Annotated in this window: 29 protein-coding genes; 3 read left to right on the plus strand and 26 right to left on the minus strand. The window is 66.6% G+C overall.

Features of this window, described 5'->3' with window-relative positions:
* The 24 genes from nuoK to BLR51_RS13775 all read right to left on the minus strand — a co-directional run bounded on the left by nuoK (position 1) and on the right by BLR51_RS13775 (position 19720).
* Positions 1 to 306, minus strand: a complete 306-nt coding sequence (gene nuoK / locus BLR51_RS13660; RefSeq protein ID WP_020038696.1) for an NADH-quinone oxidoreductase subunit NuoK — start codon at positions 304 to 306, stop codon at positions 1 to 3.
* 103 nt (positions 307 to 409) lie between these two features.
* Entirely contained in the window at positions 410 to 1012 is a 603-nt protein-coding gene (locus BLR51_RS13665; RefSeq protein ID WP_089847873.1) for an NADH-quinone oxidoreductase subunit J, read from the minus strand.
* Positions 1009 to 1416, minus strand: coding sequence for a carboxymuconolactone decarboxylase family protein (locus BLR51_RS13670; protein WP_089847876.1), 408 nt, complete (start codon positions 1414 to 1416; stop codon positions 1009 to 1011). Before BLR51_RS13670 ends, BLR51_RS13665 begins: the two co-directional genes overlap by 4 nt.
* Positions 1413 to 1907, minus strand: a complete 495-nt coding sequence (gene nuoI / locus BLR51_RS13675; protein WP_089847877.1) for an NADH-quinone oxidoreductase subunit NuoI — start codon at positions 1905 to 1907, stop codon at positions 1413 to 1415. Before nuoI ends, BLR51_RS13670 begins: the two co-directional genes overlap by 4 nt.
* Before the next feature lie 6 nt (positions 1908 to 1913).
* Positions 1914 to 2951: an NADH-quinone oxidoreductase subunit NuoH gene (gene nuoH / locus BLR51_RS13680; RefSeq protein ID WP_089847879.1), complete on the minus strand. Its 1038-nt coding sequence runs from the start codon at positions 2949 to 2951 to the stop codon at positions 1914 to 1916.
* A 10-nt stretch (positions 2952 to 2961) separates the two neighbouring features.
* On the minus strand, positions 2962 to 3354 hold the full coding sequence (locus BLR51_RS13685; protein ID WP_089847882.1) for a YNQ4 family lipoprotein: 393 nt from the start codon (positions 3352 to 3354) through the stop codon (positions 2962 to 2964).
* 3 nt (positions 3355 to 3357) lie between these two features.
* On the minus strand, positions 3358 to 5346 hold the full coding sequence (gene nuoG / locus BLR51_RS13690; RefSeq protein ID WP_089847884.1) for an NADH-quinone oxidoreductase subunit NuoG: 1989 nt from the start codon (positions 5344 to 5346) through the stop codon (positions 3358 to 3360).
* 88 nt (positions 5347 to 5434) lie between these two features.
* Entirely contained in the window at positions 5435 to 5854 is a 420-nt protein-coding gene (locus BLR51_RS13695) for a DUF5333 domain-containing protein (protein ID WP_089847885.1), read from the minus strand.
* Between the two features lie 128 nt (positions 5855 to 5982).
* A complete protein-coding gene (locus BLR51_RS13700) occupies positions 5983 to 6330 on the minus strand; it encodes a hypothetical protein (RefSeq protein WP_089847887.1) in 348 nt (115 codons plus the stop codon).
* Positions 6327 to 7625, minus strand: a complete 1299-nt coding sequence (gene nuoF, locus BLR51_RS13705; RefSeq protein ID WP_089847889.1) for an NADH-quinone oxidoreductase subunit NuoF — start codon at positions 7623 to 7625, stop codon at positions 6327 to 6329. The genes BLR51_RS13700 and nuoF overlap by 4 nt, the downstream gene beginning before the upstream one ends.
* A 4-nt stretch (positions 7626 to 7629) precedes the next feature.
* The gene (locus BLR51_RS13710; RefSeq protein ID WP_089847891.1) at positions 7630 to 7848 is read right to left on the minus strand and encodes a DUF5337 domain-containing protein; all 219 of its coding nucleotides are present in this window, start codon (positions 7846 to 7848) and stop codon (positions 7630 to 7632) included.
* 153 nt (positions 7849 to 8001) lie between these two features.
* On the minus strand, positions 8002 to 9153 hold the full coding sequence (locus tag BLR51_RS13715) for an NADH-quinone oxidoreductase subunit E (RefSeq protein WP_089847893.1): 1152 nt from the start codon (positions 9151 to 9153) through the stop codon (positions 8002 to 8004).
* Between the two features lie 89 nt (positions 9154 to 9242).
* Positions 9243 to 9557: a hypothetical protein gene (locus tag BLR51_RS13720; RefSeq protein ID WP_089847895.1), complete on the minus strand. Its 315-nt coding sequence runs from the start codon at positions 9555 to 9557 to the stop codon at positions 9243 to 9245.
* 18 nt (positions 9558 to 9575) lie between these two features.
* A complete protein-coding gene (locus tag BLR51_RS13725) occupies positions 9576 to 10796 on the minus strand; it encodes an NADH-quinone oxidoreductase subunit D (RefSeq protein ID WP_207543630.1) in 1221 nt (406 codons plus the stop codon).
* A gap of 118 nt (positions 10797 to 10914) precedes the next feature.
* Complete coding sequence (locus tag BLR51_RS13730; protein WP_089847899.1) at positions 10915 to 11520, minus strand: NADH-quinone oxidoreductase subunit C; 606 nt, start codon at positions 11518 to 11520, stop codon at positions 10915 to 10917.
* 22 nt (positions 11521 to 11542) lie between these two features.
* Complete coding sequence (locus BLR51_RS13735; RefSeq protein ID WP_242656730.1) at positions 11543 to 12160, minus strand: NuoB/complex I 20 kDa subunit family protein; 618 nt, start codon at positions 12158 to 12160, stop codon at positions 11543 to 11545.
* Positions 12151 to 12516, minus strand: a complete 366-nt coding sequence (locus BLR51_RS13740) for an NADH-quinone oxidoreductase subunit A (RefSeq protein WP_089847901.1) — start codon at positions 12514 to 12516, stop codon at positions 12151 to 12153. Before BLR51_RS13740 ends, BLR51_RS13735 begins: the two co-directional genes overlap by 10 nt.
* A gap of 487 nt (positions 12517 to 13003) precedes the next feature.
* Positions 13004 to 13798 carry a crotonase/enoyl-CoA hydratase family protein gene (locus BLR51_RS13745; RefSeq protein WP_207543628.1) on the minus strand — a complete coding sequence of 265 codons (795 nt, stop codon included), beginning with the start codon at positions 13796 to 13798 and terminating at the stop codon, positions 13004 to 13006.
* Positions 13798 to 14664 (minus strand): hydroxymethylglutaryl-CoA lyase, encoded by an 867-nt coding sequence (locus BLR51_RS13750; protein WP_089847905.1) that lies wholly within the window; start codon positions 14662 to 14664, stop codon positions 13798 to 13800. Before BLR51_RS13750 ends, BLR51_RS13745 begins: the two co-directional genes overlap by 1 nt.
* Positions 14661 to 15323, minus strand: coding sequence for a glutathione S-transferase family protein (locus tag BLR51_RS13755; protein ID WP_089847907.1), 663 nt, complete (start codon positions 15321 to 15323; stop codon positions 14661 to 14663). The genes BLR51_RS13750 and BLR51_RS13755 overlap by 4 nt, the downstream gene beginning before the upstream one ends.
* On the minus strand, positions 15320 to 17260 hold the full coding sequence (locus BLR51_RS13760; protein WP_089847909.1) for an acetyl/propionyl/methylcrotonyl-CoA carboxylase subunit alpha: 1941 nt from the start codon (positions 17258 to 17260) through the stop codon (positions 15320 to 15322). The genes BLR51_RS13755 and BLR51_RS13760 overlap by 4 nt, the downstream gene beginning before the upstream one ends.
* Before the next feature lie 37 nt (positions 17261 to 17297).
* Entirely contained in the window at positions 17298 to 17723 is a 426-nt protein-coding gene (locus BLR51_RS13765) for an ASCH domain-containing protein (RefSeq protein WP_089847911.1), read from the minus strand.
* A gap of 40 nt (positions 17724 to 17763) precedes the next feature.
* Entirely contained in the window at positions 17764 to 19368 is a 1605-nt protein-coding gene (locus tag BLR51_RS13770) for a carboxyl transferase domain-containing protein (protein ID WP_089847913.1), read from the minus strand.
* 31 nt (positions 19369 to 19399) lie between these two features.
* On the minus strand, positions 19400 to 19720 hold the full coding sequence (locus BLR51_RS13775; protein ID WP_131821818.1) for a hypothetical protein: 321 nt from the start codon (positions 19718 to 19720) through the stop codon (positions 19400 to 19402).
* Positions 19721 to 19838: 118 nt separating this feature from the next.
* Here BLR51_RS13775 and BLR51_RS13780 point away from each other — a divergent pair, with 118 nt between their 5' ends.
* Positions 19839 to 20438 carry an OmpW/AlkL family protein gene (locus BLR51_RS13780; protein ID WP_089847917.1) on the plus strand — a complete coding sequence of 200 codons (600 nt, stop codon included), beginning with the start codon at positions 19839 to 19841 and terminating at the stop codon, positions 20436 to 20438.
* An 81-nt stretch (positions 20439 to 20519) separates the two neighbouring features.
* Here BLR51_RS13780 and BLR51_RS13785 read toward each other — a convergent pair whose 3' ends face one another.
* Positions 20520 to 21683, minus strand: a complete 1164-nt coding sequence (locus BLR51_RS13785; protein ID WP_089847919.1) for an isovaleryl-CoA dehydrogenase — start codon at positions 21681 to 21683, stop codon at positions 20520 to 20522.
* 131 nt (positions 21684 to 21814) lie between these two features.
* On the opposite strand from BLR51_RS13785, the gene BLR51_RS13790 reads away from it, so the two are divergent.
* Complete coding sequence (locus BLR51_RS13790; RefSeq protein ID WP_089847921.1) at positions 21815 to 22285, plus strand: pyridoxamine 5'-phosphate oxidase family protein; 471 nt, start codon at positions 21815 to 21817, stop codon at positions 22283 to 22285.
* A 30-nt stretch (positions 22286 to 22315) separates the two neighbouring features.
* Positions 22316 to 22777: a CreA family protein gene (locus BLR51_RS13795; RefSeq protein WP_089847923.1), complete on the plus strand. Its 462-nt coding sequence runs from the start codon at positions 22316 to 22318 to the stop codon at positions 22775 to 22777.
* A 6-nt stretch (positions 22778 to 22783) separates the two neighbouring features.
* On the opposite strand, the gene BLR51_RS13800 is transcribed toward BLR51_RS13795, so the two are convergent.
* Entirely contained in the window at positions 22784 to 23956 is a 1173-nt protein-coding gene (locus BLR51_RS13800; RefSeq protein WP_089847925.1) for an FAD-dependent monooxygenase, read from the minus strand.
* Between the last annotated feature and the right edge of the window lie 37 nt (positions 23957 to 23993).

Genomic DNA, 23993 nt, shown 5'->3' on the forward strand with positions numbered 1-23993 from the left:
TTAGCCTTTCATCACGTTGACGTCTTCCACGGCAATGGTGCCGCGGTTGCGGAAGAAGCAGACGAGGATCGCAAGCCCGATGGCCGCCTCCGCCGCGGCGACGGTCAGCACGAACAGCGTGAAGACCTGCCCCGCGAGATCGCCCAGAAAGGACGAGAACGCGACGAAGTTGATGTTGACCGACAGCAGGATGAGTTCGATCGACATCAAGAGGATGATCACGTTCTTCCGGTTCAGGAAGATCCCGAAGATGCCGATGACGAACAGCACCGCCGCCACCGTCAGGTAATGTTCAAGTCCGATCATTCTGTCCCTCCGGGTCTTTTCTTACCCGCCTAAATATCCGTTCGCGACCGAGACCGCCGTGATCACCCCCACGGCGATCGCGGTCCCGGCCCCGGCATTAACCTCAGAGCCCCTGCCCGGGCTTCACGTCGCGCAGATCCAGCGCCTTTTTCGGGTCGCGCCACATCTGGGCCAGCACGTCCTGACGTTTCACCCCGACCCGGTGGCGCAGCGTCAGCACGATGGCACCGATCATGGCCACCAGCAGGATCAGGCCCGCCAGCTGGAACAGCAGGAAGTAACGGTCATAAAGCACCAGCCCCAGCGCCGCAGTGTTCTGCACATCCACCGGTGCGGGTGCGGAAAGCTGCGTCGACGCAAGTTCGGACGCCTGCCAGCCGCCGAAAGCCATGGCAAGCTGCATCAGCAGCACGATGCCGATCAGCAGCGCCAGCGGCATGTATTTCGCCATGCCCGCGCGCAGTTCGGCAAAATCCACGTCCAGCATCATGACGACGAACAGGAACAGCACCGCGACCGCGCCCACATAGACGATGATCAGCAGCATCGCCACGAACTCGGCCCCGAGCAGGACGAACAGCCCCGCCGAGCTGAGAAAGGCGAGGATGAGCCACAGCACCGAATGCACCGGGTTCCGGGCGATCACCGTGAACAGCCCGCCCGCAATGGCGCTGAGCGAAAAGAGGTAAAAGGCGAACACGGTCATGATGCGTCATCCTTGTTGTCTTCCATCACCGCGCGCGCAAGTTCCATGGCGCGGGTCATGGCGGGTAGGCCTGCGAACATCGACATATGCGCGATGGTCTCGGCGATCTCATCCTTGGTGGCGCCCGCCTCGATCAGGTGGCGCACCGTCATGCGCACGGCCGTATCGGCCTGCGCGCCCTGCATGGTCAGCCCGGCCAGCGTCAGCAGCAGCCGGGTCTTGCTGTCCAGACCCTCCTTCGAAAGGCCGCGACCGAACCAGAATTCCATAAAATCCTTGGGCATGGTCGGCCACAGCTTTTCGAATTCCTTCGGGTTGAAGGATTCAAGCGCGGGATTGAAGGCCTTCGCCATCTCCTGCGCCTGCGCCATCATCAGCTCGAAAGGGGTCCGGGGATCGGTCATCGATAGGGCGCGTCGAGTTCGAGGTTGCGCGCGATTTCCGATTCCCAGCGGTCGCCATTCGCAAGCAGCTTCTGCTTGTCGTAGAACAGCTCTTCGCGGGTTTCGGTGGTGAATTCGAAATTCGGCCCCTCGACGATGGCATCCACCGGGCAGGCTTCCTGACAGAAGCCGCAATAGATGCATTTCGTCATGTCGATGTCGTACCGCGTGGTCCGGCGCGAGCCGTCATCGCGCGGCTCGGCGTCGATGGTGATGGCCTGCGCCGGGCAGATCGCCTCGCAAAGCTTGCAGGCAATGCAGCGTTCTTCGCCGTTGGGATACCGGCGCAGCGCGTGTTCGCCGCGGAACCGCGGGCTAAGCGGTCCCTTCTCATGCGGATAGTTGAGCGTGGCCTTGGGTGCGAAGAAGTATTTCAGCCCGAGCTGGAAGCCCTTGATGAAATCCGCCAGCAGGAAATACTTTGCTGCCCGGCCGTAGTCGATACTTGCCATGGTTGCTTATGCTCCCGTGGTCCAGCGGGCGAAGATGCCCCAGAACCAGCCGAATTTTGCCGCGAAGGCCACGAACACCACCCAGACCAGGCTGAACGGAAGGAAGACCTTCCAGCCAAGCCGCATCAGCTGGTCGTAGCGGTAGCGGGGGGTGATCGCCTTCACCATCGCGAAGACGAAGAAGAAGAAGGCCATCTTGCCGACCATCCACAGCGCGCCGTCCGGCAGGCCCGGGATGGGCGAGAGCCAGCCGCCGAAGAACAGCAGCGAGGTCAGCGCGCACATCAGGAAGATGGCGATGTATTCACCGGCCATGAACAGCAGGAAGGGCGTGGCGGAATATTCCACCTGATAGCCCGCCACCAGTTCCGATTCCGCTTCCGGCAGGTCGAAGGGCGGGCGGTTGGTTTCCGCCAGCGCCGAGATGAAGAACAGGAAGACCATCGGGAAATGCGGCAGCCAGTACCAGCCGAAGAAGCCGAAGCCGGTATCCTGCGCGCCCACGATATGGCCGAAATTCATCGACCCGGTGGAGATGATCACGCCGATGATGATGAGCCCGATCGACACCTCGTAAGAGATCATCTGCGCCGCAGAGCGCAGCGAGCCAAGGAACGGGTATTTGGAGTTGGACGCCCAGCCCCCCATGATCACGCCATACACTTCCAGCGAAGAAATGGCGAAGACGTAAAGGATGGCCACGTTGATATCCGCCAGCACCCAGCCGTCGGAGAACGGGATCACCGCCCATGCGATCATGGCCATGACGAAGGAAATCATCGGCGCCAGCAGGAAGACGGTCTTGTCAGACCCCGCCGGGATCACCACTTCCTTGACGACGTATTTCAGCGCGTCGGCCACGGATTGCAGGATGCCAAAGGCCCCCACCACGTTGGGTCCGCGGCGCATCTGCACGGCGGCCCAGATCTTGCGGTCGCCATAGACCAGAAACAACAGCGAGATCATCACGAAGGCCACGACCGCAAGCGATTGCGCGAGCACTATGATGAAGATGCCGAAGGGGGTTGCGAAGAAGTCTGCCATCAAGTGTCCCTCACACCATCGGTATTCCGTTCTCGGCGCAGGCTGCGGCGACGACTTCCGCGTCGATCGTCTTCAGCCCGCGGGGTAGCGCCGCCGAGATGGTGTAAACAGCATCTCCGCGCCAGAGGCCACCCTCTTCCGACACATTCGTCCGCAGATGACGCGCGAATCCGTAACCACGGATCAACGCATACTGCGCCGCAGCGCATTCTGCGTAATTTTCCAGATCGCCCGTGTCGCGCGCGCCACGCATCGACACAAGAAAGCTGACCAGATCGCCATCCAGCAGCCGCGTTTCCACCCCCTGATACTGCGGCGCAAACGGCGCCTCCGCCTGCGGGGAGCTTTCCTCGCAGGCGGTCAGCGCGATCAGCGCGATCAGAGGACAGGCGCTGCGCCACATGGCTTACTCGGCAGCCAGCGGCGCGCTGCGGCGGGCCTTCGCATTGGCGGAAAGCTCTGCCATCAGCACCGAGGCGCGGGCGATGGGGTTGCTCAGCCAGAAGTCCTTGACCGCAGGGCGGAAGGCGGCATCGCCCAGCTTGTCCGTCTCCAGCGGCTGCCAGTCGTTTTCCGGCACCACGTCGATGGCGGCCAGATGCGGCACATCCGCCACCAGCTTCTGGCGCAGCTGCGCAAGGCTGTCCCAAGGCTGGGTCGCCCCGATCTCCGCCGAGAGCGCGCGCAGGATGGCCCAGTTTTCCTTGGCCTCCCCCGGCGCATAGCCCGCGCGCAGCGCCAGCTGCGGACGGCCTTCGGTGTTCACGAAGAGCCCGTTTTCTTCGGTATAGGCGGCCCCCGGCAGGATCACGTCGGCACGATGCGCGCCCCGGTCACCATGGCTGCCCTGATAGATCACGAAGGCCCCGGGCGCGATGTCGATCTCGTCGGCGCCAAGGTTGTAGATCACGTCGGCGCCCTCGACCGCGGCGGCAAGCCCGCCTTCGGTCACGGCGCCCACATCCAGCGCCCCCACGCGCGAGGCGGCGGTGTGCAGCACCAGAACCCGGCCCGACAGCGCCATGCAGGCGGCCAGCACGGCGGCGCCATCGGCCTCATTCAGCGCGCCCTGCCCCACGATGACAATTGCGCCCTCGCCCGCCTTGGCCTTGGACAGTGCGGCACGGTCGGTGCCCAGATGGGTCGCGTCATAGGTCAGATCCGCCATCTGCCCGACAAGGCTGACTTCGGCGCCATGGATCCACGCCTTGCGGATGCGCGCGTTCAGCACCGGCGCCTCGTCGCGCGGGTTGGTGCCGACCAGAATGATCTCGGAGGCGGTGTCGATGTCTTCGATCGTCACGTTGCCGACATAGGCCGAGCGGTTGCCCGCAGGCAGGCGCGCGCCATCGGTGCGGCATTCCACCGATCCGCCCTGCCCCTCGACCAGCGCCTTCAGCGCATAGGCGGCCTCGACCGGGGTCAGATCGCCGACCAGACCGGCCAGCTTCTTGGCGCCCTTGATTGCACCGGCGGCGGCTGCCAGCGCCTCGGGCCATGTGGCCGGGCGCAGCTTGCCGTCAACGCGGATATAGGGCCGGTCCAGCCGCTGCCGCCGCAGCCCGTCCCAGACAAAGCGCGTCTTGTCGGAAATCCATTCCTCGTTCACGCCATCATGGTTGCGCGGCAGGAAGCGCATGACTTCGCGGCCCTTGGTGTCGACCCGGATGTTCGACCCCAGCGCATCCATCACGTCGACGGATTCGGTCTTGGTCAGTTCCCACGGACGCGCGGTGAAGGCATAGGGCTTGCTGACCAGCGCGCCCACCGGGCACAGGTCGATGATATTGCCCTGCAGGTTCGAATCCAGCGTCTGGTTGAGGTAGGAGGTGATCTCCGCATCCTCGCCGCGCCCGGTCTGGCCCATCTGGGTGATCCCCGCCACCTCGGTGGTAAAGCGCACGCAGCGCGTGCAGGAGATGCAGCGCGTCATATGGGTTTCGACCAGCGGCCCGAGGTTCAGATCCTCGGTCGCGCGCTTGGGTTCGCGATAGCGCGAGAAATCCACGCCATAGGCCATGGCCTGATCCTGCAGGTCGCATTCGCCGCCCTGATCGCAGATCGGGCAGTCCAGCGGGTGGTTGATGAGCAGGAACTCCATCACCCCCTCGCGCGCCTTCTTGACCATGGGCGAATTGGTCTTGACCACCGGCGGCTGGCCCTCGGGCCCGGGCCGCAGGTCGCGCACCTGCATCGCGCAGGAGGCCGCAGGCTTGGGCGGCCCGCCCACCACCTCGACAAGGCACATGCGGCAGTTGCCGGCGATCGACAGCCGCTCGTGATAGCAGAACCGCGGCACCTCGATGCCCGCCTGCTCGCAGGCCTGGATCAGGGTCAGCGCCCCGTCCACTTCCACTTCCTTGCCGTCAATGATGATCTTACGCAGGTTGGTCATTGGCATCTTCCCATGACAGGTGTTGCACGCGACGCCCCCGCCGCCACCGCCGCAGAGGCGTCCGGGGCTTTGCGCGTCGCGTGCCGCATCAGTTTTCCCTCAGCAGCAGCCCGATCCGGCTGCCCCTGGCAATTTCCTCGCGCCCGACCCGGCAGTAGCCCTCGGCCACGCCCGGCGTCGCGCCGCGTGCCTGAAGCCATGCTTCGCCTTCGGCGCGCATTTTCCGTTTCTCGGATTTCGAGGTCACGTAGGACTCGATCTCCTTGTCGCTGTAGCCCAAGGCCCGCGCCTGCCCCTTCAGCCGGTTCAGATAGCTGAAGGCGCTGATCATCCGCGCGCTGATGCCGCTGCATTTGTTGCGGATCTCGTCGGCGATCCCCACGGCCAGCAGCCCGTCGTGAATCTCCGCCACCTCGCTCAGCGGCGGCCGGGTCTGGGCCTCCGTCGTGGCGGGCAGGCCCGCCGCACCCAGCATCGCGGCAAGGGCAATAGGGGTCCATCTGCGCATGTCATGTCTCCGGTTATGGATGAGCCCGCCCGCGCGCGCGCGGCAGGCCCTCCGCCGGAATGTGGGCACTGGGGCCATGGTCATGCAATAACCACCCCCGTAACCCGTTGAAATGCGCGCAAACTCCGTCATCCGGCGCAGCGCCCCCGCAGGCTCAGCGTGCCATCGCTCGCCACCAGCTGTGCGGGCGGCGTGTCGGGGCCGACCTGCCACTGGATGTCGGAATTGCCGATATAGGTGATGCAGTAGCGCACGCCTTCGTATTCCGCCGCCAGCACCGCGCCTTCAAGCGCGGGCGTGGCATTGCGCACCGTGGCGACAAAGCTCGCCCGGTCCTCTTTCGAGGCCCGGACATCGGAGCGGAACTTCACCCCGTTGAACACCGGCGCGTCACGGCTGGCGCCGCAGGCGGTCAGCGTCAGACCCGCCAGCGCCGTCAGGCAGAGCAGAAAGGAGGGGCTACGGCGCATGGTCATTCCGCCGCCATCGCGCCCATGCGCCCGGTCTTCTGCGCCTTGATCCGGTCCTCGATCTCTTCGCGGAAGTTGCGGATCAGGCCCTGGATCGGCCATGCCGCCGCGTCGCCAAGCGCGCAGATGGTGTGGCCCTCGACCTGCTTGGTCACCTGGAACAGCATGTCGATTTCTTCGACCTCGGCCTCGCCGCGCACCAGTCGGTCCATGACGCGCATCATCCAGCCGGTGCCTTCGCGGCAGGGCGTACACTGGCCGCAGCTTTCATGCTTGTAGAATTTCGACAGCCGCCAGATCGCCTTGATGATGTCGGTCTGCTTGTCCATCACGATCACCGCCGCCGTGCCAAGGCCGGAGCCCAGTTCGCCGCGCAGGTAATCGAAATCCATCACCGCGTCACGCATCTTTTCGCCGCGCACGCAGGGCACCGACGATCCGCCCGGGATCACCGCCAGCAGGTTGTCCCAGCCGCCGCGGATGCCGCCGCAATGCGTCTCGATCAGCTCTTCAAAGCTGATCGACATCGCCTCTTCGACCACGCAGGGCCGGTTGACATGGCCAGAGATCGCAAACAGCTTGGTGCCCGCATTGTTCTGGCGGCCAAAGCCCGCGAACCAGGCGGCGCCCCGGCGCAGGATCGTCGGCGCCACCGCGATGGATTCCACGTTGTTCACCGTGGTCGGGCAGCCATAAAGCCCCGCGCCCGCCGGGAATGGCGGCTTCATCCGCGGCATGCCCTTCTTGCCCTCAAGGCTTTCCAGAAGCGCTGTTTCCTCGCCGCAGATATAGGCGCCCGCGCCGTGATGCAGGTAAAGGTCGAAATCCCAGCCCGATCCGGCAGCGTTCGGGCCAAGCAGACCCGCGTCATAGGCTTCGTCGATGGCGGCCTGCAGCGCTTCCTTCTCGCGGATATATTCGCCGCGGATATAGATGTAGCAGGCATGGGCCTGCATCGCGAAGCTGGCGATCAGGCAGCCTTCGATCAGCGTATGCGGATCGTGGCGCATGATCTCCCGGTCCTTGCAGGTGCCCGGCTCGGATTCATCCGCATTGACCACCAGATAGGACGGGCGGCCATCGGATTCCTTCGGCATGAAGGACCATTTGAGCCCGGTGGGAAAGCCCGCGCCACCGCGCCCGCGCAGCCCCGAGGCCTTCATCTCGTTGATGATCCAGTCCCGGCCCTTGGCGAGCAGCCCGGCGGTGCCATCCCAATGGCCGCGCTTCCGTGCCCCCGCGAGCGAGCGGTCGTGCATGCCGTAGAGATTGGTGAAAATCCGATCTTCGTCCTTCAGCATCTCTTCAGTCCTTGTCCTTCTGACGCGCCCGCCAGAGCCCGTAAATCATCCAGATCGCCGTCCCGAACCCGGCCAGTGCCGCCAGGTCGAAGAAAGCCCTCGTGCGCTGGGGCCATCCCAGCAGCTCGCCCGCAGCCGTGGCGGCGATCCAGGCCAGGCCGGTTCCGGCAATCACAAGCGCGATGACGCGCCCCTGCCGGTTGTGCTTGTCCTGCCCGTTCATGCCCGGTCCGGCCTCTTGTTGCGGCGCGCCAAGGGCGCGACCTGTCGTTTTCCTGCAGCGCTCAGCGCCTGCCCACATCCCGGGGGCACGACGCCACTCCGGCAGAGCCCTCGCGGCGCGACCATAACAGATCGCCCCGCCAGCGTCCCGCCCTCACGCCTCGGCGTCGCCGTTCTCGCCCGTCTCGCCCGAAGCCAGAGCCTTGGCCTGCGGGATCCATTCATCGCGCGAGGCGCGGCCCTTGAAGCCCGGCAGGTTCTCGTCGACCCATGCCAGTTCCGCCTCGCTCCAGCCCGCGATCTGGTCGAAATGGAAAAAGCCCATCTCGTTGAGCATCACCTCAAGCTTCGGCCCAACGCCCTTGATCCGCTTCAGATCGTCGGCCCCACCTTCGCGCGGCGCCTCCAGCGTGGCAGGCTTCTGCCCCGCCTCCGCCGCGTCCTGCGACGGTTCGGTGGAGGGCGCATCGGTGGTCACGCGCGCATCATCGGTCACCGGCGCCTCGCGCTTGTCGATGCCCGTCGCATCGGCGCTGGCGCCAGCGGACAGCTGCGGTTCATGCACATCGGGCGCGTCGGTATCGCCCACCTCGTGCGAGCGGTCATGCCACGGCGTGCGCAGCGGCACTTCGGTGCCATCGATGCGCTTCAGCGTGTCGCCGATGTCATGGGCAAGCTGCACCGAGGCGTTGCGGGGCTCGCGCCCCTCTTCATGCGCCACCAGCGAGGTCAGCCCGCCGAGCGGTTCCGAGGCATAGCGGCCATTCTGCGGACCCGGCAGCGGCACCTTGCCTGCCGCCATCTCGTCGATCATCTCGGCGAGCCGCGCCGCGGTCAGATCCTCGTAATAATCCTTGCCGATCTGGGCCATGGGCGCGTTGGCGCAGGATCCGAGGCATTCCACCTCTTCCCATGAAAACCGGCCATCGTCGGAGAGCATATGCGCCTTGGGCGCGATCTTTTCCTTGCAGACGCCAATCAGATCCTCGGCGCCGCAGATCATGCAGGACAGGGTGCCGCAGACCTGAATATGCGCAACGCTGCCAACGGGTTGCAGCTGGAACATGAAGTAGAACGTGGCCACTTCCAGCGCGCGGATATAGGCCATGCCCAGCATCTGGGCCACGGCCTCGATCGCGGGCCGGGTCAGCCAACCTTCCTGTTCCTGAGCCCGCCACAGCAGCGGAATGATCGCGCTGGCCTGCCGTCCCTCGGGATATTTGGTGATCTGCGCCTCCGCCCAAGCCAGGTTGGCGGGCGTGAAGGCGAAGCTGGCGGGCTGTTCGGGATGAAGACGTCGCAGCATGTCAAACGGACCTTCGGTTCCTGTCTGGGGCCGGGCCCAGCGGGGCCGCGGCGTTCGGACGGGGGCTTGGCACCCCGCCGCTCTGTAACTTACCCGGCAGCGGGCGCCGGGGAGGACGGGACGGGGGCGCAGGCGCCGGTGATCAGGCGCACGCCGCCGCTGTCAAGCCGCACGGCCTCTTCGGAGGCGACCTTGTAGGCCGCAATCTCCTGCACCAGAGCGCGTGTCTGGCCGGTCTGCAATTCCACCGGCAGGTAATCGGATTCGGTCTCGAGGCTGCAGCCGACGGAGGTCACCGCCTGATCCCACGCGGCCAGATCCTCAGGTTCGGTGCCTTCGGGGGGCATTGCGCATCCGGCCAGCAGGGCAGCGGCAAGGCAGAGCATCGGAGTGTAATTCACCATCATCTTCCCCTGCCCGCCTCAGCGGTCCACTTCGCCGAACACGATGTCCAGCGAACCCAGAATTGCGGCCACGTCGGCCAGCTGGTGACCCCGGCACAGATAATCCATCGCCTGCAGATGCAGGAAGCCCGGCGCCCGCAGCTTTGCCCGATACGGCTTGTTGGTGCCATCCGCCACCAGATAGACGCCAAATTCGCCCTTGGGCGCCTCGACCGCGGCGTAAATTTCGCCCTCGGGAACGCGGAAGCCTTCGGTATAGAGCTTGAAGTGGTGGATGAGCGCCTCCATCGAGGTCTTCATCTCCGACCGCTTCGGCGGCGTGACCTTGCCCCGGGCCAGCACGTCGCCCTGATTTTCCGGCATCTTCAGCATGGCGCAGGCCTGCCGCATGATCTTCACGCTTTCGCGCATTTCCGCCATGCGGACCAGATAGCGGTCGTAGCAGTCGCCATTCTTGCCGACGGGAATCTGGAAATCGAACTCGTCATAACATTCATAGGGCTGGGCGCGCCGCAGGTCCCAGGCAAAGCCAGAGCCGCGCACCATCACGCCCGAAAAGCCATAGTCCTGAATGTCGTCTTCGGTGACGACGCCGATATCGGCATTGCGCTGCTTGAAGATGCGGTTCTCGGTCAGCAGGTCATCGATGTCCTGCAGCACGGCCGGAAAGGCCTGCGCCCAGGCATCGATATCGTCGATCAGTGCGGGCGGCAGATCCTGATGCACGCCCCCGGGACGGAAATAGGCCGCATGCAGGCGCGCGCCCGAGGCACGCTCGTAGAAGATCATCAGCTTCTCGCGTTCCTCGAAGCCCCAGAGCGGCGGCGTCAGCGCCCCCACATCCATGGCCTGCGTCGTCACGTTCAGCAGATGGTTCAGGATGCGCCCGATCTCGCAATAGAGCACGCGGATGATCGAGGCCCGTCGCGGCACCTCAACCTGACACAGCCGCTCGATCGCCAGACACCAGGCATGTTCCTGATTCATCGTGCCGACGTAATCCAGCCGGTCGAAATAGGGCAGGTTCTGCAGATAGGTGCGGCTTTCCATCAGCTTTTCGGTGCCGCGGTGCAGCAGCCCGATATGCGGATCGCAGCGCTCGACGATCTCCCCGTCAAGCTCGAGCACCAGCCGCAGCACGCCATGCGCCGCCGGGTGCTGGGGCCCGAAGTTGATGTTGAAATTCCGGATCTTCTGCTCGCCGGTCAGGGCGTCATCAAAACCTTTGGAGCCGTCCATCATTCTGCCCCTTCTCTCACTGTTCGAGTGCCGAGAATTTCCGTCCGGAAATTCTCGATACGGGCCCCCTGCGCCGCAAGATTTTTCGCACGAAAAATCTCGCTCATTCCGGAACGGGTCATTTTGCATCCGCCTTTTCGTCGCCGGGCAGCACGTATTGCGCCCCTTCCCACGGGGACATGAAGTCGAACTGGCGGTATTCCTGCACGAGGCTTACCGGTTCATAGACGACGCGCTTCTGTTCTTCGTCATAGCGCACTTCGACATAGCCGGTGGTCGGAAAATCCTTGCGCAGCGGATGGCCGCGAAAGCCGTAATCCGTCAGGATGCGGCGCAGGTCGGGATGGCTGGAGAACAGGATGCCGAACATGTCGAACACCTCCCGCTCGAACCAGTTGGCCGAGGGGTGAAGCCCCGTGATCGACGGCACCATGTCCTGCTCCCGCACGGCGATGCGCAGGCGGATGCGGTGGTTCTGGTACATCGACAGGAAATGATAGACCACGTCGAACCGCTTCGGACGCGCCGGGTAATCCACCGCGGTGATGTCCACCAGCGAGGTGAAGCGGCAGGTGGCGTCGGACTTCAGAAACTCGACCAGGCCCGCGATATTTGCAGGCGCCACGTCGATGTTCAGCTCGCCATGCGTCACGTCCCAGCCGATCACGCAGTCGGGGCGCTTCTGTTCGATATGGCCGCCCAGTTCCTTGAGTGCTTGCGTCATTGCTTTCTCTCCGGCCTCTGGCTCAGCGCACGATCGTGCCGGTGCGGCGGATTTTCTTCTGCAGCGCCATCAGGCCATACATCAGCGCTTCTGCGGTCGGCGGGCAGCCCGGCACATAGACATCCACCGGCACGATGCGGTCACAGCCGCGCACCACCGAATAGCTGTAGTGGTAATAGCCGCCGCCATTGGCGCAGGATCCCATGGAAATGACGTAGCGCGGCTCCGGCATCTGGTCATAGACCTTGCGCAGCGCCGGGGCCATCTTGTTGGTCAGGGTGCCCGCGACGATCATCAGGTCGGACTGGCGCGGACTGGCGCGCGGTGCGGTGCCGAAACGTTCCAGATCATAGCGCGGCATCGAGGCCTGCATCATCTCGACCGCGCAGCAGGCCAGACCAAAGGTCATCCAGTGCAGCGAGCCGGTGCGCGCCCAGTTGATGACATCATCCACCGTCGTCAGCAGAAAGCCCTTGTCGGACAGTTCGCGGTTCAGCGCCTGCGTCGCCACCTCCCGGTCGCCGCCCGCCGTGGTCTGGCCATAGGGGGCCAGCGCCGAGGGGCCGCTCTTCAGCCGCGGCGCCTGATGGCCCTCGCCGTGAACCGGGGTCACCAGCGGGTCCTTGTCGGTCACTCCCATTCCAGCGCCCCTTTCTTCCATTCATAGGCAAAGCCGATGGTCAGCACGCCAAGGAACACCATCATCGACCAGAAGCCCGCCATGCTCACATCCTTGAACGCCACGGCCCAAGGGAACAGGAAGGCAATCTCCAGATCGAAGATGATGAACAGGATCGACACCAGATAGAAGCGCACGTCGAACTTCATGCGTGCGTCATCAAAGGCGTTGAACCCGCACTCATAGGCCGAGACTTTTTCCGGATCCGGATTGCGCACCGCCAGCACGACGGCCGCAAGGATCAGCACGAGACCGAGCCCGATGGCAACGGCAAGAAAAACGAGGATGGGAAGATATTCCCGCAGCATCTCGTCCACTGTGTGGCTCCTTTGCGAGGCGCGCCGCTGATCGGCGCGGAGACCATGGCGTTGTAGCCTTGCTCCCGTCACTTATCGCCGCGGCGTGTCGGGGTCAACATGGGCGAGATATATTCACAGATGGTTAAAACACTTGCTCCGCAAGGAGATAGGCCGACCGGGCCCGGCGCCTGCCTGATCTTTCGGCACTTTTTTCGGCGGCAATTGCGCAGGAGACAGGCGAAGCCCGAGACTCAGGGCGAGTTCGCCTCCTCAGTGGCTCACGAGGGAGAGCAGACAAGCGGGCCAAAGGGCGCGGGTTTGACCCGCGGCCTGCAGCGCCCGTGCCCGCCCCGTCAGGGGCTGCCCTGCCATATCATCCGGGCCGGGCACGGCAGCCGCACGGGCGGGCCAAGATAGGCCGTGCTCCGCCCAGCCCCCACCGGTCCATGCGACGACGGCGAAGAAAGCGTTTAACCTCCAGTGGCTTGAACACTTATCGACCCGGTCAGCCGGGCTCGCCGCCCTCCTGCCACGGCGGCGGGCGGCGGTCGAAAAACGCGGCGACACCCTGCTGCGCCTCTTCCGTCTCCCAGCGGTCGGCCAGCGCCTCCACCGCCAGATCGACCTGCGCCTCGGTGACGCGCCCGGTCAGATCCGCCAGCAGCGCCTTGGCGGCGCGCACCGCCCCCGGCGCACAGGCGAGATAGGGGGTGATCTCCGCCTCCACCGCCGCATCCAGCCGGTCGGGCGGCACGGCACGCGCCAGAAGGCCAAGCCGCACCGCCTCCTCCGCGTCGAAAAGCCGCGCGTTCATGAACACCTCCCGCGCACGCGCCGCCCCCATCCGCGCCAGCACATAGGGGCCGATATTGGCGGGCAGCAGGCCAAGCCGGGTCTCGGTGAACCCGAACCGCGCGCCCGCCACGCCAACCGCCACGTCGCAGACCGAGATCAGCCCCAACCCGCCGCCGAAGGCATTGCCCTGCACCCGCCCGACCAGCGGCTGCGGCAGGGCCGCCAGCGCGCCAAGCGCCGTGGCGATGCGCCGGGATTCCCGGCGGCGCCCGGCGGGATCCATTCCGAACTGTGTGCGCATCCACGCCAGATCGCCCCCCGCGCAGAAACTTGCGCCCTCGGCCTGCAGCACCACCACACGCGCCGCCTCGTCCTTCGCCAAGTCGCGCGCCGCCGCCTCCAGCTCGGTCAGCATCTCGGGCGACAGCGCGTTGTGCTTGTCCCCCCGCGCCAGCACCAGCCGGGCCACGCCGCGCGGCTCCGTCTCTATCCGCACCAGATCCATCAGGTTGCCTCCCTGCGCAGGCGCAGCGCCCGCGCCATGTCCGCCGCCTCCGCAAGAACGGCGGCATCAAGCCCGGTCTCGTAGCCCAGATCGGCCAGCCGTGCCGCCAGCGCCTCGGTCGCGAGATTGCCCGCAGCCCCCGGCGCATAGGGACAGCCCCCCAGACCACCCGCCGCCGCGTCGAAGACGCGCAGCCCCAGATCCAGCGCCACCTCGACATTGGCCAGCGCCTGCCCGGCGGTGTCGTGAAAATGCCCCGCCAGCCGGTCTGCGGGCAGACCCTGCAGCACCGCCTCCAGCATGGCTGCCACCGCCTCGGGCCGCGCCCGGCCAATCGTGTCGGCCAGCGAAATCTCGTAGCAGCCCAAATCCGCCAGCGCGTCCGCCACCCGCGCCGCCGCTGCGGGTGCGACCGCGCCCTCGAACGGACACTCCACCGCGCAGGAGACATAGCCGCGCAGCGGCAGCCCCGCCTCGTGCGCGGCCTTCGCCACGGGAGCGAACCGTTCAAGGCTTTCGGCAATGCTCGCATTGATATTGGCGCGCGAGAACCCTTCGGAGGCGGAGGCAAAGATCGCCACCTCATCCGCGCCCGCTGCCCGCGCCGCCTCCAGCCCGCGCATGTTGGCGGTCAGCGCGGCATAGGACACGCCCGGCGCGCGGGCGATCCCCGCCAGCACCCGATCGCTGTCGGCCATCTGCGGCACCCAGCGCGGGCTGACGAAGCTGGCGCATTCGATGCGGCGAAAGCCCGCGCGGCTCAGACAGTCGACCAGCGCCAGCTTTGCCGCCAGCGGGATCACCTGCGGTTCGTTCTGCAGCCCGTCGCGGGGGCCAACCTCGAAGATCTCGACAGGGCGGGTCATGCCGGATCCTCCCATGCCGCATAGAACTCCTGCGGGTAAAGCCGGTCTTCGGCCCCCGGCAGCGCGCGGACAAAGGCGGGGCGCGCGCTCAGCCGGTCCATCCATGCGCCCAGATGCGGCAACCTGTCGAGCCGCCGGAAATGCAGCGCCATATAGACCGCCTGCCCCACCGCCACATCGGCGGCGGAAAACCCCGAGCGCAGCAGATGATCGCCGCTCTGCGCCAGCCGCGCCTCGATCGCGTCGTAACATTTGCCGACCCGTGCCGCCTCCAGCCGCATCACGACGGGCGAGCGCATGGCATCCTCGCGCAGGATGACATGCTGCTGGGTCAGGGCGGCGCTGTGCTGGCTCAGGGTTTCGGCAAAATGCAGCCAAATCAGGAAATCCGCCCGTTCGGGCTGCCCCGGCATCGGCGCCAGCCTCGCCTCGGGGTGGCGTTCGCAGAGATATTCCAGAATGGCGCCGGATTCGAACAGCACCCGCCCGTCGATCAGCAGCGCCGGCACCCGCCCTGCCGGAGAGCGCGCCAGATAGTCGGCGCGGCGCAGGCTGCGGTCCATGGCTTCGGTCACCACCTCCACCTCCAGCCCCAGTTCGTGCAGCAGCCAGAGCACCCGCATCGACCGGGACTGCGGCGCGTGATGCAGCGTGATCATGTCTCCTCCTCCTCCAGCCGGATCAGGGCGGCACCCGCCTCGACCTGCGCGCCCGCCTCGACCAGCACCTCCGCCACCTGCCCGTCGCGCGCGGCGCAAAGCGTATGCTCCATCTTCATCGCTTCCAGCAGCGCCAGCCGGTCGCCCGCCGCCACGCTTTGCCCGGGCTTGGCAAAGACCGCGACCACCCGGCCCGGCATCGGCGCCACGACCAGCGCCGAGCCCGCCCCCTGCGCCGCGGCACGGTCCAGCGGATCGACCCGCGCCACCGCCACCGCCTGCCCGGCAAAGACCGTCACGCGATCCACCTCCAGATGCTGCGGGGCGGCGGGCTGGCCGTCATAGCGCCAGTGGCCTGCGCTGCGTTCGGCCTGAACCTCGGCCTCGGGCAGGATCACCGTCACATGGTCTGGCCCCAGAACGCGCAGCCGCAGCGGCAGCTCGTCCGGTCCCACCCTCAGCACCAGCGCCTGTTCCAGCGGCGCCCAAAGCGTAAAGCCGCGCTGCGGCCCGCCCGGCCTGTCGAGCCCGGTCAGCGCCAGCGCCGCCTGCGCCAGCACCTGCGGCGCAGGTTCGGGCAGGCTCACCAGCTGCGCCAGATCCCGCGCGATCAGCCCGGTATCGACCTGCCCCGCCGCAAAGCCGTCATGCGAGGCCAGCGCCGCAAGAAACCCCAGATTGGTGACCGTGCCCGCGACCTGCGTCTGCCGCAGCGCCGAAACCAGCCGCAGCCGCGCGATGGCGCGGGTGGGGCCATGCACGATCAGCTTGGCGATCATCGGGTCATAATGCGGCGAGATCACATCCCCCGACCGCACGCCGCTATCGGCGCGCACGCCATCAGGAAAGGCCAGATGCCCGATCCGCCCGGTGGCGGGCAGAAAGCCCGCAGGCACGTCCTCGGCGTAAAGCCGCGCCTCGAAGGCATGGCCGGTCAGCCGCAGATCGGCCTGCGCGCAGGGCAAGGGCTCGCCCGCCGCGACCCGCAGCTGCCATTCCACCAGATCGATGCCGGTCACCAGTTCGGTGACGGGATGTTCCACCTGCAACCGCGTGTTCATTTCCATGAACCAGAACCGGTCGGGGCGCAGTCCGTCCGATCCGTCGACGATGAATTCCACCGTGCCCGCACCGCTATAGCCGATGGCCTCGGCGGCGCGCACCGCCGCCTGCCCCATGGCGGCGCGCATCTCGGCGGTCATGCCGGGGGCGGGTGCTTCTTCGATCACCTTCTGGTGGCGCCGCTGCAGCGAACAGTCCCGTTCGAACAAATGCAGCGCGCGGCTGCCATCGCCAAAGACCTGCACCTCGATATGGCGGGGGCTTGCCACGAATTTCTCGATCAGCACCGCGTCATTGCCGAAGGCGCCGCGTGCCTCGGCCCGCGCGCCTTCCAGCGCCGTGGCGAAATCCGCCGCCCGCGCCACCTGCCGCATGCCCTTGCCGCCACCACCCGCCACCGCCTTGATCAGCACCGGATAGCCAAGCGCCTCTGCCTGCGCGGCAAGAAATGCGGGATCCTGTTCGGGGCCGTGATAGCCCGGCACCACCGGCACACCCGCCTCGGCCATCAGCCGCTTGGCCGCATCCTTCAGCCCCATGGCGCGGATCGCCGGAGCCGAAGGTCCGACAAAGACCAGCCCCGCCGCCGTCACCGCCTCCACAAACTCGGGGTTCTCGGACAGGAAGCCATAGCCGGGATGGATGGCCTGCGCGCCCGTGGCCTGCGCCGCCGCGATGATGCGGTCCCCGCGCAGATAGCTGTCAGCGGGAGAGGCGCCGCCGATGGGCACCGCGACATCAGCCAGCGCCACATGCGCCGCCCCGGCATCCGCCTCGGAATAGACCGCGACCACCCGGCAGCCCAAGGCGCGGGCGGTGCGCGCGATGCGGCAGGCGATCTCGCCGCGGTTGGCGATCAGCAGCGTGTGGAACATGGCTCCCCCCGTCCATGGCGCAGGCGCGAAAACCCGGTCATCGCCGCCCCCCGGCGTAATCCTCGACGACGCGGAACCGTTCGCACATGATCTTCATGTCCTCGGACCAGCCGCCATTACGTTCGAAATAGGCGCGGTACTCCTGCTGCCATTGCGCCAGATCGCGGAATTCCCCCTGCGCCGCCACCAGATCCGCGTCCATCTCGGACCAGCGCCGGGTCTCCACCGCCACCGTCTCGATCATCACCGCCGGGCGCCCGTCCCATTCCAAGGCGACATCGCGGCGCCCCACCTCGGGCCATGCGTCGCCGCCGGGGCCGTAATGCCGCGCCGCCTCGCAGGTCGCGGTCTTGGTCCCGGCGCGCACCAGCGCGAGGATCCGGTCGCACAGCGCCTTGCTGTCGCCAAAGCGGAAGGTCTCCGCCTCGGGGTTCGCGTCGATGATCTGCTGCAGGCTCGGCATGGCTCTGGCTCCTGTTGGGTTATGCGGCATCCGCAGAGGGTCACATGCGGAACACGCCAAAGCGTGTCTCCGCCACCGGGGCATTCAGCGCGGCGCGCAGCGACAGGGCCAGCACGTCGCGCGATCTGCGCGGGTCGATGACACCGTCATCCCACAGCCGCGCGCTGGCATAAAGCGGATGCGACTGGGTTTCGAACATCTCGATGGTGGGGCGCTTGAAGGCCTCTTCCTCCTCCGCGCTCCACGCGCCGCCCGCGCGTTCGATACCCTCGCGCCGCACCTGCGCCAGCACCCCCGCCGCCTGTTCGCCACCCATCACGCCGATCCGGGCATTGGGCCAGGTCCACAGGAAGCGCGGGCCATAGGCGCGGCCCGCCATGCCGTAATTGCCCGCGCCGAAACTGCCCCCCACCAGCAGCGTGATCTTGGGCACCTCGGTGGTTGCCACCGCCGTCACCATCTTGGCGCCATGGCGGGCGATGCCGTCGTTTTCATATTTGCGGCCCACCATGAAGCCGGTGATGTTCTGCAGGAACACCAAGGGGATGCGCCGCTGCGCGCACAGCTCGATGAAATGCGCGCCTTTCTGCGCGGCCTCCGAAAACAGCACGCCGTTATTGGCGACGATCCCCAGCGGCAGGCCTTCGACATGGGCAAAGCCCGTCACCAGCGTGTCGCCGAACCGCGCCTTGAACTCGTCAAACCGCGAGCCGTCCACCAGCCGCGCGATCACCTCGCGGATGTCATAAGGCGTGCGCAGCCCGGCGGGCACCACGCCCAGAATTTCCTCCGGATCATAGGCGGGCGGCTCGGGCGGCTGCACCGCCCCCAAGGCCGGAGCCACAAGGTTCAGCCCGGCCACCGCGCGCCGCGCCAGCGCCAGCGCATGGGCGTCATCCTCGGCCAGATAATCCGCCACCCCCGACAGCCTCGTGTGCACGTCGCCGCCGCCCAGATCCTCCGCCGTCACCACTTCGCCTGTCGCGGCCCGCACCAGCGGCGGACCGGCCAGAAAGATCGTGCCCTGCTCTTTCACGATGATCGCCACATCGGACATGGCGGGCACATAGGCGCCGCCCGCCGTGCAGCTGCCCATGACCACGGCAATCTGCGCGATGTTCTGCGCGCTCATCCGCGCCTGATTGTAGAAGATGCGCCCGAAATGATCGCGGTCGGGAAAGACCTCGTCCTGATTGGGCAGGTTGGCGCCGCCGCTGTCGACCAGATAGACGCAGGGCAGACGGTTCTGTTCGGCGATCTCCTGCGCGCGCAGGTGCTTTTTCACCGTCATCGGGTAATAGGTGCCGCCCTTTACCGTGGCGTCATTGGCCAGCACCATGACCTGATGCCCCATGACCTGCCCGATGCCCGCGATCAGCCCCGCGCCGGGGGCAGCGCCCTCATAGAGCCCATGCGCCGCCACCGCGCCGATTTCCAGAAAGGCCGAGCCCGGATCCAGCAGCCCCGCCACCCGGTCGCGCGGCAGCATCTTGCCCCGCGCCACATGGCGGGCGCGCGCCGTCTCTCCGCCGCCTGCCGCCGCCCGGTCCGCCGCCGCGCGGATCTCGGCCAGCGCTGCCAGATGCGCCTCCCGGTTGGCGCGGAAGCTCTCCGATCCGGTGACCACCTGCGATTGCAGTTTCATGCGCGCCCTCCCTGTCGTGATGGCCGCCGCGTCATGTGCGCGGCCGTGGCCGGATCTGCTGCCGGGCCAGCAGCCCGCCGCGGCGATCAATGTCATAGACGGCACCCCCCGCCGCCCCCTCGCAACGCAGCACGATCCAGACCGGACCCTGCCCCGGACGCCCGCTGCAATCGGTGCGCGCGCCGCCCTCCTGCACATGGCGCGCCACATAAGGCGCCATGGCGTCGCTTTCGCTAAGCTGCGCCGCGTGCTGGCCCGCGCGCAGCCCGGCCAGCAGCAGCAGCGCCAGCAGCACTGCCAGCGGCAGCAGCATAAAGGCGCGTGGGCCAAAGGTGCGACGCAGACTAACCATATGATAAATCTACAACAATCGTCAGAATGCCGGGCGGCGCTTGACCCAGATCAACACGCGCGCGGCGCAGAGGCGCGACATGATCCCACGCGCGATCTGGATAAGGACCAAGACAGACATGAACAGGATCACGACCCTTTGCGCCGCAGCGCTGCTTGCCACTTCGGCCACCGGCGCCATGGCGCAGTCGCAGGGCGACTGGACGCTGGGCCTCGGGCTTGGCACGGTGTCGCCCAAGGAGGACAACGGCACCGTCGCGGGCGCCAAGCTGGAGATCGACAAGAACACCCAGGTCACGCTGACCTTCGAATATTTCATCGCCGACAATCTGGGCATCGAGGTGCTGGCGGCCACGCCCTTTACCCATGATCTGGATCTGGGCGGCGCGGATATCGGCGAGGTCAAGCACCTGCCGCCCACCGTGTCGATCAATTACCATTTCCAGACCAAGACCGCGTTCACGCCCTTTGCCGGGATCGGGGTCAACTACACCACGGCGCTGGACGTCGACTCGCCGCTCGGAGATCTGGAGCTTGACGATTCCTGGGGTGCGGCGCTGCATCTGGGGGTGGATTACGCGATCAGCGACCGCGGCGCGCTGCGCGCCGATCTGCGCTGGATGGACATCGACATGGACGCCGAACTGAACGGCACCGATATCGGCACCGCCGAGGTCGACCCGATGGTGTTCGGCATCTCTTACATCATGAAGTTCTGAGGCCAGAAGGTCTGGCACCAGAGCGGGGGCGGGGCGGCATCGCCCTGCCCCAAGTCTGTCGCGCAGCGCCCCCGCCATGGCTCAGCCCATCGCCGCGGTCAGTTCGCGCCCGATCAGCATCCGCCGGATCTCCGAAGTGCCCGCGCCGATCTCCATTAGCTTGGCATCGCGGAACAGCCGCGCCACCGGGGCATCGGCCAGAAACCCCGCCCCGCCCATGGCCTGCACCGCCTGATGCGCCTGCACCATCGCCTGTTCGCTGGCATAAAGACAGCAGGCCGCCGCATCCTGCCGGGTGACATCGCCCCGGTCGCAGGCGCGGGCCACCTCATAGACATAGGCCCGGGCGGAATTGAGCGCCGTGTACATATCCGCGATCTTGCCCTGCATCAGTTGAAAGCTGCCGATCGGCTGGCCGAATTGCCGCCGCTCCACCATATAGGGCATGATTTCGTCCAGACAGGCCGCCATGATGCCGGTGCCGATGCCCGCCAGCACCACCCGTTCGTAATCCAGCCCCGACATCAGCACGCGCACGCCGCGCCCCTCTTCGCCCAGCACGTTGTCGAACGGCACCTCGACATTCTCGAACACCAGTTCGGCGGTGTTGGAGCCACGCATCCCCAGCTTGTCGAAATGGCGCGAGGTGCTGAACCCCGTCATGGTCTTTTCCACCAGAAAGGCGGTGATGCCCCGGCTGCCCGCCTCCGGATCGGTCTTGGCATAGACCACCAGCGTATCGGCATCGGGGCCGTTGGTGATCCAGTATTTGCTGCCGTTCAGCACGTAGCGGTCATTCTTCTTCTCGGCCCGCAGCGTCATGCTGACCACATCGGATCCCGCGCCCGCTTCGGACATGGCCAGCGCCCCCACCTGCCGCCCGCTGACCAGCCCGGGCAGGTAGCGCTGTTTCAGCGCCTCTGTGCCGTTGAGCTTGATCTGGTTCACGCAGAGGTTGGAATGCGCGCCGTAGCTGAGCGAGACCGAGGCAGAGGCGCGCGCGATCTCCTCCACCGCCACGACATGCGCCAGATAGCCCATGCCCGCGCCGCCATAGGCTTCGGGCACGGTGATGCCCAGCAGGCCGAGATCGCCCATTTCGGGCCAGAGGTCCGCAGGAAAGACGTTGTCGCGGTCGATGGCGGCGGCCATGGGCCGCACCCGCTCCTGCGCCCAGCGATGCACCATGTCGCGCAGCGCGGACACATCCTCCCCCAGATCAAAGCTCATGGCCGCGCTGAACATGGTCTCGTCCTCCCCGACGATTAATGAACGCTTGTTCATATATAACGCCGCAAATCGCGCTCCGTCAACAGCAAAGGAACGGGCGTGCCTCTCCCGGCGTTGGAGACACAATGGACACGAAGGAGACTCCCATGACCAAAGACCTCAAGGCTGATTTCTGGCACCGACTGGACGATGTGCGGGCGGGGCTGCTGGGGGCTTCGAACGAACGCCCGGTGCCGATGGCCCCCCATGCCGACAAGGACGAGAACGCGATCTGGTTCATCACCGCCAAGGGATCCGCCGCCGACCGCGCCGCACTGGACAGCGGCCCGGCGCAGTTCTACGTGGCCGATGCCAAATCGCATCTTTACGCCACGGTCGAAGGCACGCTGACCCGCTCGGACGATGCCGCAAAGCTGGACGAGATCTGGAGCGCGATGGCCGCCGCGTGGTTCAAGGACGGGCGCGACGACAATGCGGTGCAGCTGATCCGCATGACCCCCAAGGATGCCGAGGTCTGGTCCGGCGATGGCGGCGTCAGCTTCCTGTATGAGATCGCCAAGGCCAACATGACAGGTGACACGCCCGACGTGGGCGAGCATGGTCACGTCACGTTCTGATCCCCAGACCGCTGACCGGAGACCTGCCAGATGCTGACCCACGCCCGCCTTGCGCTGCTTTGCCTGATCCCCACTTGGACCGCCGCCGAACAGATGGGCGAGGTGGGCGTGGACTGGGTCGGCAACGATGTCATCATCGAAGCCGTGGCCGACCCCGAGGTGCAGGGCGTGACCTGCCATCTGGCCTATTTCGACCGGGGCCTGCTGGACCGGCTGAGCCAAGGCAACTGGTTCGAGGATCCGTCCAACGCCTCCATCGCCTGCCGCCAGACCGGGCCCATCGTGATCGGCGACATTGACCGCAGCGAGGGCGGCGAGGACGTGTTCCGCACCTCGCGCTCCATCATCCTGAAATCGCTGCGGGTGAAGCGGATATTCGATGAAAAGAACCAGACGCTGATCTATCTGGCCCATGCGGCGGAACTGACCGAAGGTTCGGCGAAGCTCGCGATTTCCACCGTGCCGCTTTACGGCACCGAAGCCGCGCGCTGAGGCGGATCACGCCTCGGCGGTGACGTCGTAACGGTAGATCCAGTCGAACTGTGCCAGCATCCGTGCGGGCGCGACCCGTCCCAGCACGCCCATGGCCAGATGGGCGGCGCTGCGGATCAGCGGGTTTTTCAGGTGATATTTCCACGCATTGCCATCCGCCGTGGCCACGATCCGCGCGCAGCGGTCGCGGCGCAGATGCTGGTAGCGCGCCAGCGCCTGCGGCTGGGGGTCGCGCTCCAGACAGGCGGCGAGCGCCCATGCATCCTCGAGCGCCATATTGGCGCCCTGCGCCATGAAGGGCAGCGTGGGATGCGCGGCATCCCCCAACAGCGCCACGCCCTCCCCCTGCCAGACCCGCGCCACCGGATGCCGGAACAGACCCCAGAGGCCGGGCCGCTCCACCGCGCCCAGCAGGGCCTGCACGTCGGGGGCGAAGTCCTGAAACGCGCTGCGCATCGGTTCGGGCGCATCCAGATGCGACCAGCTTTCCGCCACCCAGTCAGAGCGTTCTTCCACCGCCACCAGATTGACCTGCGCGCCGCCACGCAGCGGATAGCTGACCAGATGGCGCCCCGGCCCCATATGCACCCGCGCCTCTGGCGGATGGCCCGCAAGGTTGGGCACCACCGCGCGCCACGCCACCTGCCGCGTAAAGACCGGCGCCACCGCCCCGTTGAGCGCGCCGCGCACCGCGGAATGCAGGCCGTCGGCGCCGATCACCAGATCGCCGCCGCATCTGTCGCCATTGGCAAGGTCGATCTGCGCGGGCGCGCCGGGCCGCACCGCCACCACGCGCTGCAGCAGCCGGATCTGCGCGCCAGAGGCGCGCACGGCTTCGACCAGAAGATCGATCAGATCGGCGCGATGGACAAAATGATAGGTGCCCGCTTCGGCGAGACGGGACAGATCCAGCCGCAGCACCTCGGCGCCGCCGCTGTGATCGCGCAGGCTGACGGCGCTGGCGATGCAGGCCCGGTCGCGCAGCCCCTGCCCCAGACCCAGCGCATCCAGCACGCACAGGCCGTTTGGGCTGATCTGGATCCCGGCGCCAACCTCCTCGATGGCCTGCGCCTGCTCCAGCACCAGCACCTCGGCGCCGTGCTGGCGACAGGCCAAGGCCACGGCCAGACCGCCGATGCCGCCGCCCACCACCACAACGCGCCTGCCTTCGAGCCTCATATGACCCCTCACCAGAGACCTAATGCAAAAGCCGGAG

This window comes from Salipiger marinus (assembly GCF_900100085.1).
GTDB classification, from domain to species: domain Bacteria; phylum Pseudomonadota; class Alphaproteobacteria; order Rhodobacterales; family Rhodobacteraceae; genus Salipiger; species Salipiger marinus.

Excerpts from the sequence above, each read along its gene's own strand:
- BLR51_RS13715 (WP_089847893.1), bottom strand. The coding sequence starts at position 9,153 with ATGCTGCGACGTCTTCATCCCGAACAGCCCGCCAGCTTCGCCTTCACG.
- BLR51_RS13700 (WP_089847887.1), bottom strand. The coding sequence starts at position 6,330 with ATGACCATGCGCCGTAGCCCCTCCTTTCTGCTCTGCCTGACGGCGCTG.
- BLR51_RS13755 (WP_089847907.1), bottom strand. The coding sequence starts at position 15,323 with ATGATCACGCTGCATCACGCGCCGCAGTCCCGGTCGATGCGGGTGCTC.
- BLR51_RS13735 (WP_242656730.1), bottom strand. The coding sequence starts at position 12,160 with ATGGGAGTGACCGACAAGGACCCGCTGGTGACCCCGGTTCACGGCGAG.
- BLR51_RS13795 (WP_089847923.1), top strand. The coding sequence starts at position 22,316 with ATGCTGACCCACGCCCGCCTTGCGCTGCTTTGCCTGATCCCCACTTGG.
- nuoK (WP_020038696.1), bottom strand. The coding sequence starts at position 306 with ATGATCGGACTTGAACATTACCTGACGGTGGCGGCGGTGCTGTTCGTC.
- BLR51_RS13765 (WP_089847911.1), bottom strand. The coding sequence starts at position 17,723 with ATGCCGAGCCTGCAGCAGATCATCGACGCGAACCCCGAGGCGGAGACC.
- BLR51_RS13790 (WP_089847921.1), top strand. The coding sequence starts at position 21,815 with ATGACCAAAGACCTCAAGGCTGATTTCTGGCACCGACTGGACGATGTG.
- nuoG (WP_089847884.1), bottom strand. The coding sequence starts at position 5,346 with ATGACCAACCTGCGTAAGATCATCATTGACGGCAAGGAAGTGGAAGTG.
- BLR51_RS13780 (WP_089847917.1), top strand. The coding sequence starts at position 19,839 with ATGAACAGGATCACGACCCTTTGCGCCGCAGCGCTGCTTGCCACTTCG.
- nuoH (WP_089847879.1), bottom strand. The coding sequence starts at position 2,951 with ATGGCAGACTTCTTCGCAACCCCCTTCGGCATCTTCATCATAGTGCTC.
- BLR51_RS13775 (WP_131821818.1), bottom strand. The coding sequence starts at position 19,720 with ATGGTTAGTCTGCGTCGCACCTTTGGCCCACGCGCCTTTATGCTGCTG.
- BLR51_RS13685 (WP_089847882.1), bottom strand. The coding sequence starts at position 3,354 with ATGTGGCGCAGCGCCTGTCCTCTGATCGCGCTGATCGCGCTGACCGCC.
- BLR51_RS13750 (WP_089847905.1), bottom strand. The coding sequence starts at position 14,664 with ATGACCCGCCCTGTCGAGATCTTCGAGGTTGGCCCCCGCGACGGGCTG.
- BLR51_RS13770 (WP_089847913.1), bottom strand. The coding sequence starts at position 19,368 with ATGAAACTGCAATCGCAGGTGGTCACCGGATCGGAGAGCTTCCGCGCC.
- BLR51_RS13760 (WP_089847909.1), bottom strand. The coding sequence starts at position 17,260 with ATGTTCCACACGCTGCTGATCGCCAACCGCGGCGAGATCGCCTGCCGC.
- BLR51_RS13695 (WP_089847885.1), bottom strand. The coding sequence starts at position 5,854 with ATGCGCAGATGGACCCCTATTGCCCTTGCCGCGATGCTGGGTGCGGCG.
- BLR51_RS13665 (WP_089847873.1), bottom strand. The coding sequence starts at position 1,012 with ATGACCGTGTTCGCCTTTTACCTCTTTTCGCTCAGCGCCATTGCGGGC.
- BLR51_RS13725 (WP_207543630.1), bottom strand. The coding sequence starts at position 10,796 with ATGGACGGCTCCAAAGGTTTTGATGACGCCCTGACCGGCGAGCAGAAG.
- BLR51_RS13720 (WP_089847895.1), bottom strand. The coding sequence starts at position 9,557 with ATGGTGAATTACACTCCGATGCTCTGCCTTGCCGCTGCCCTGCTGGCC.
- BLR51_RS13800 (WP_089847925.1), bottom strand. The coding sequence starts at position 23,956 with ATGAGGCTCGAAGGCAGGCGCGTTGTGGTGGTGGGCGGCGGCATCGGC.
- BLR51_RS13670 (WP_089847876.1), bottom strand. The coding sequence starts at position 1,416 with ATGACCGATCCCCGGACCCCTTTCGAGCTGATGATGGCGCAGGCGCAG.
- nuoF (WP_089847889.1), bottom strand. The coding sequence starts at position 7,625 with ATGCTGAAGGACGAAGATCGGATTTTCACCAATCTCTACGGCATGCAC.
- nuoI (WP_089847877.1), bottom strand. The coding sequence starts at position 1,907 with ATGGCAAGTATCGACTACGGCCGGGCAGCAAAGTATTTCCTGCTGGCG.
- BLR51_RS13785 (WP_089847919.1), bottom strand. The coding sequence starts at position 21,683 with ATGTTCAGCGCGGCCATGAGCTTTGATCTGGGGGAGGATGTGTCCGCG.
- BLR51_RS13745 (WP_207543628.1), bottom strand. The coding sequence starts at position 13,798 with ATGGATCTGGTGCGGATAGAGACGGAGCCGCGCGGCGTGGCCCGGCTG.
- BLR51_RS13730 (WP_089847899.1), bottom strand. The coding sequence starts at position 11,520 with ATGACGCAAGCACTCAAGGAACTGGGCGGCCATATCGAACAGAAGCGC.
- BLR51_RS13710 (WP_089847891.1), bottom strand. The coding sequence starts at position 7,848 with ATGAACGGGCAGGACAAGCACAACCGGCAGGGGCGCGTCATCGCGCTT.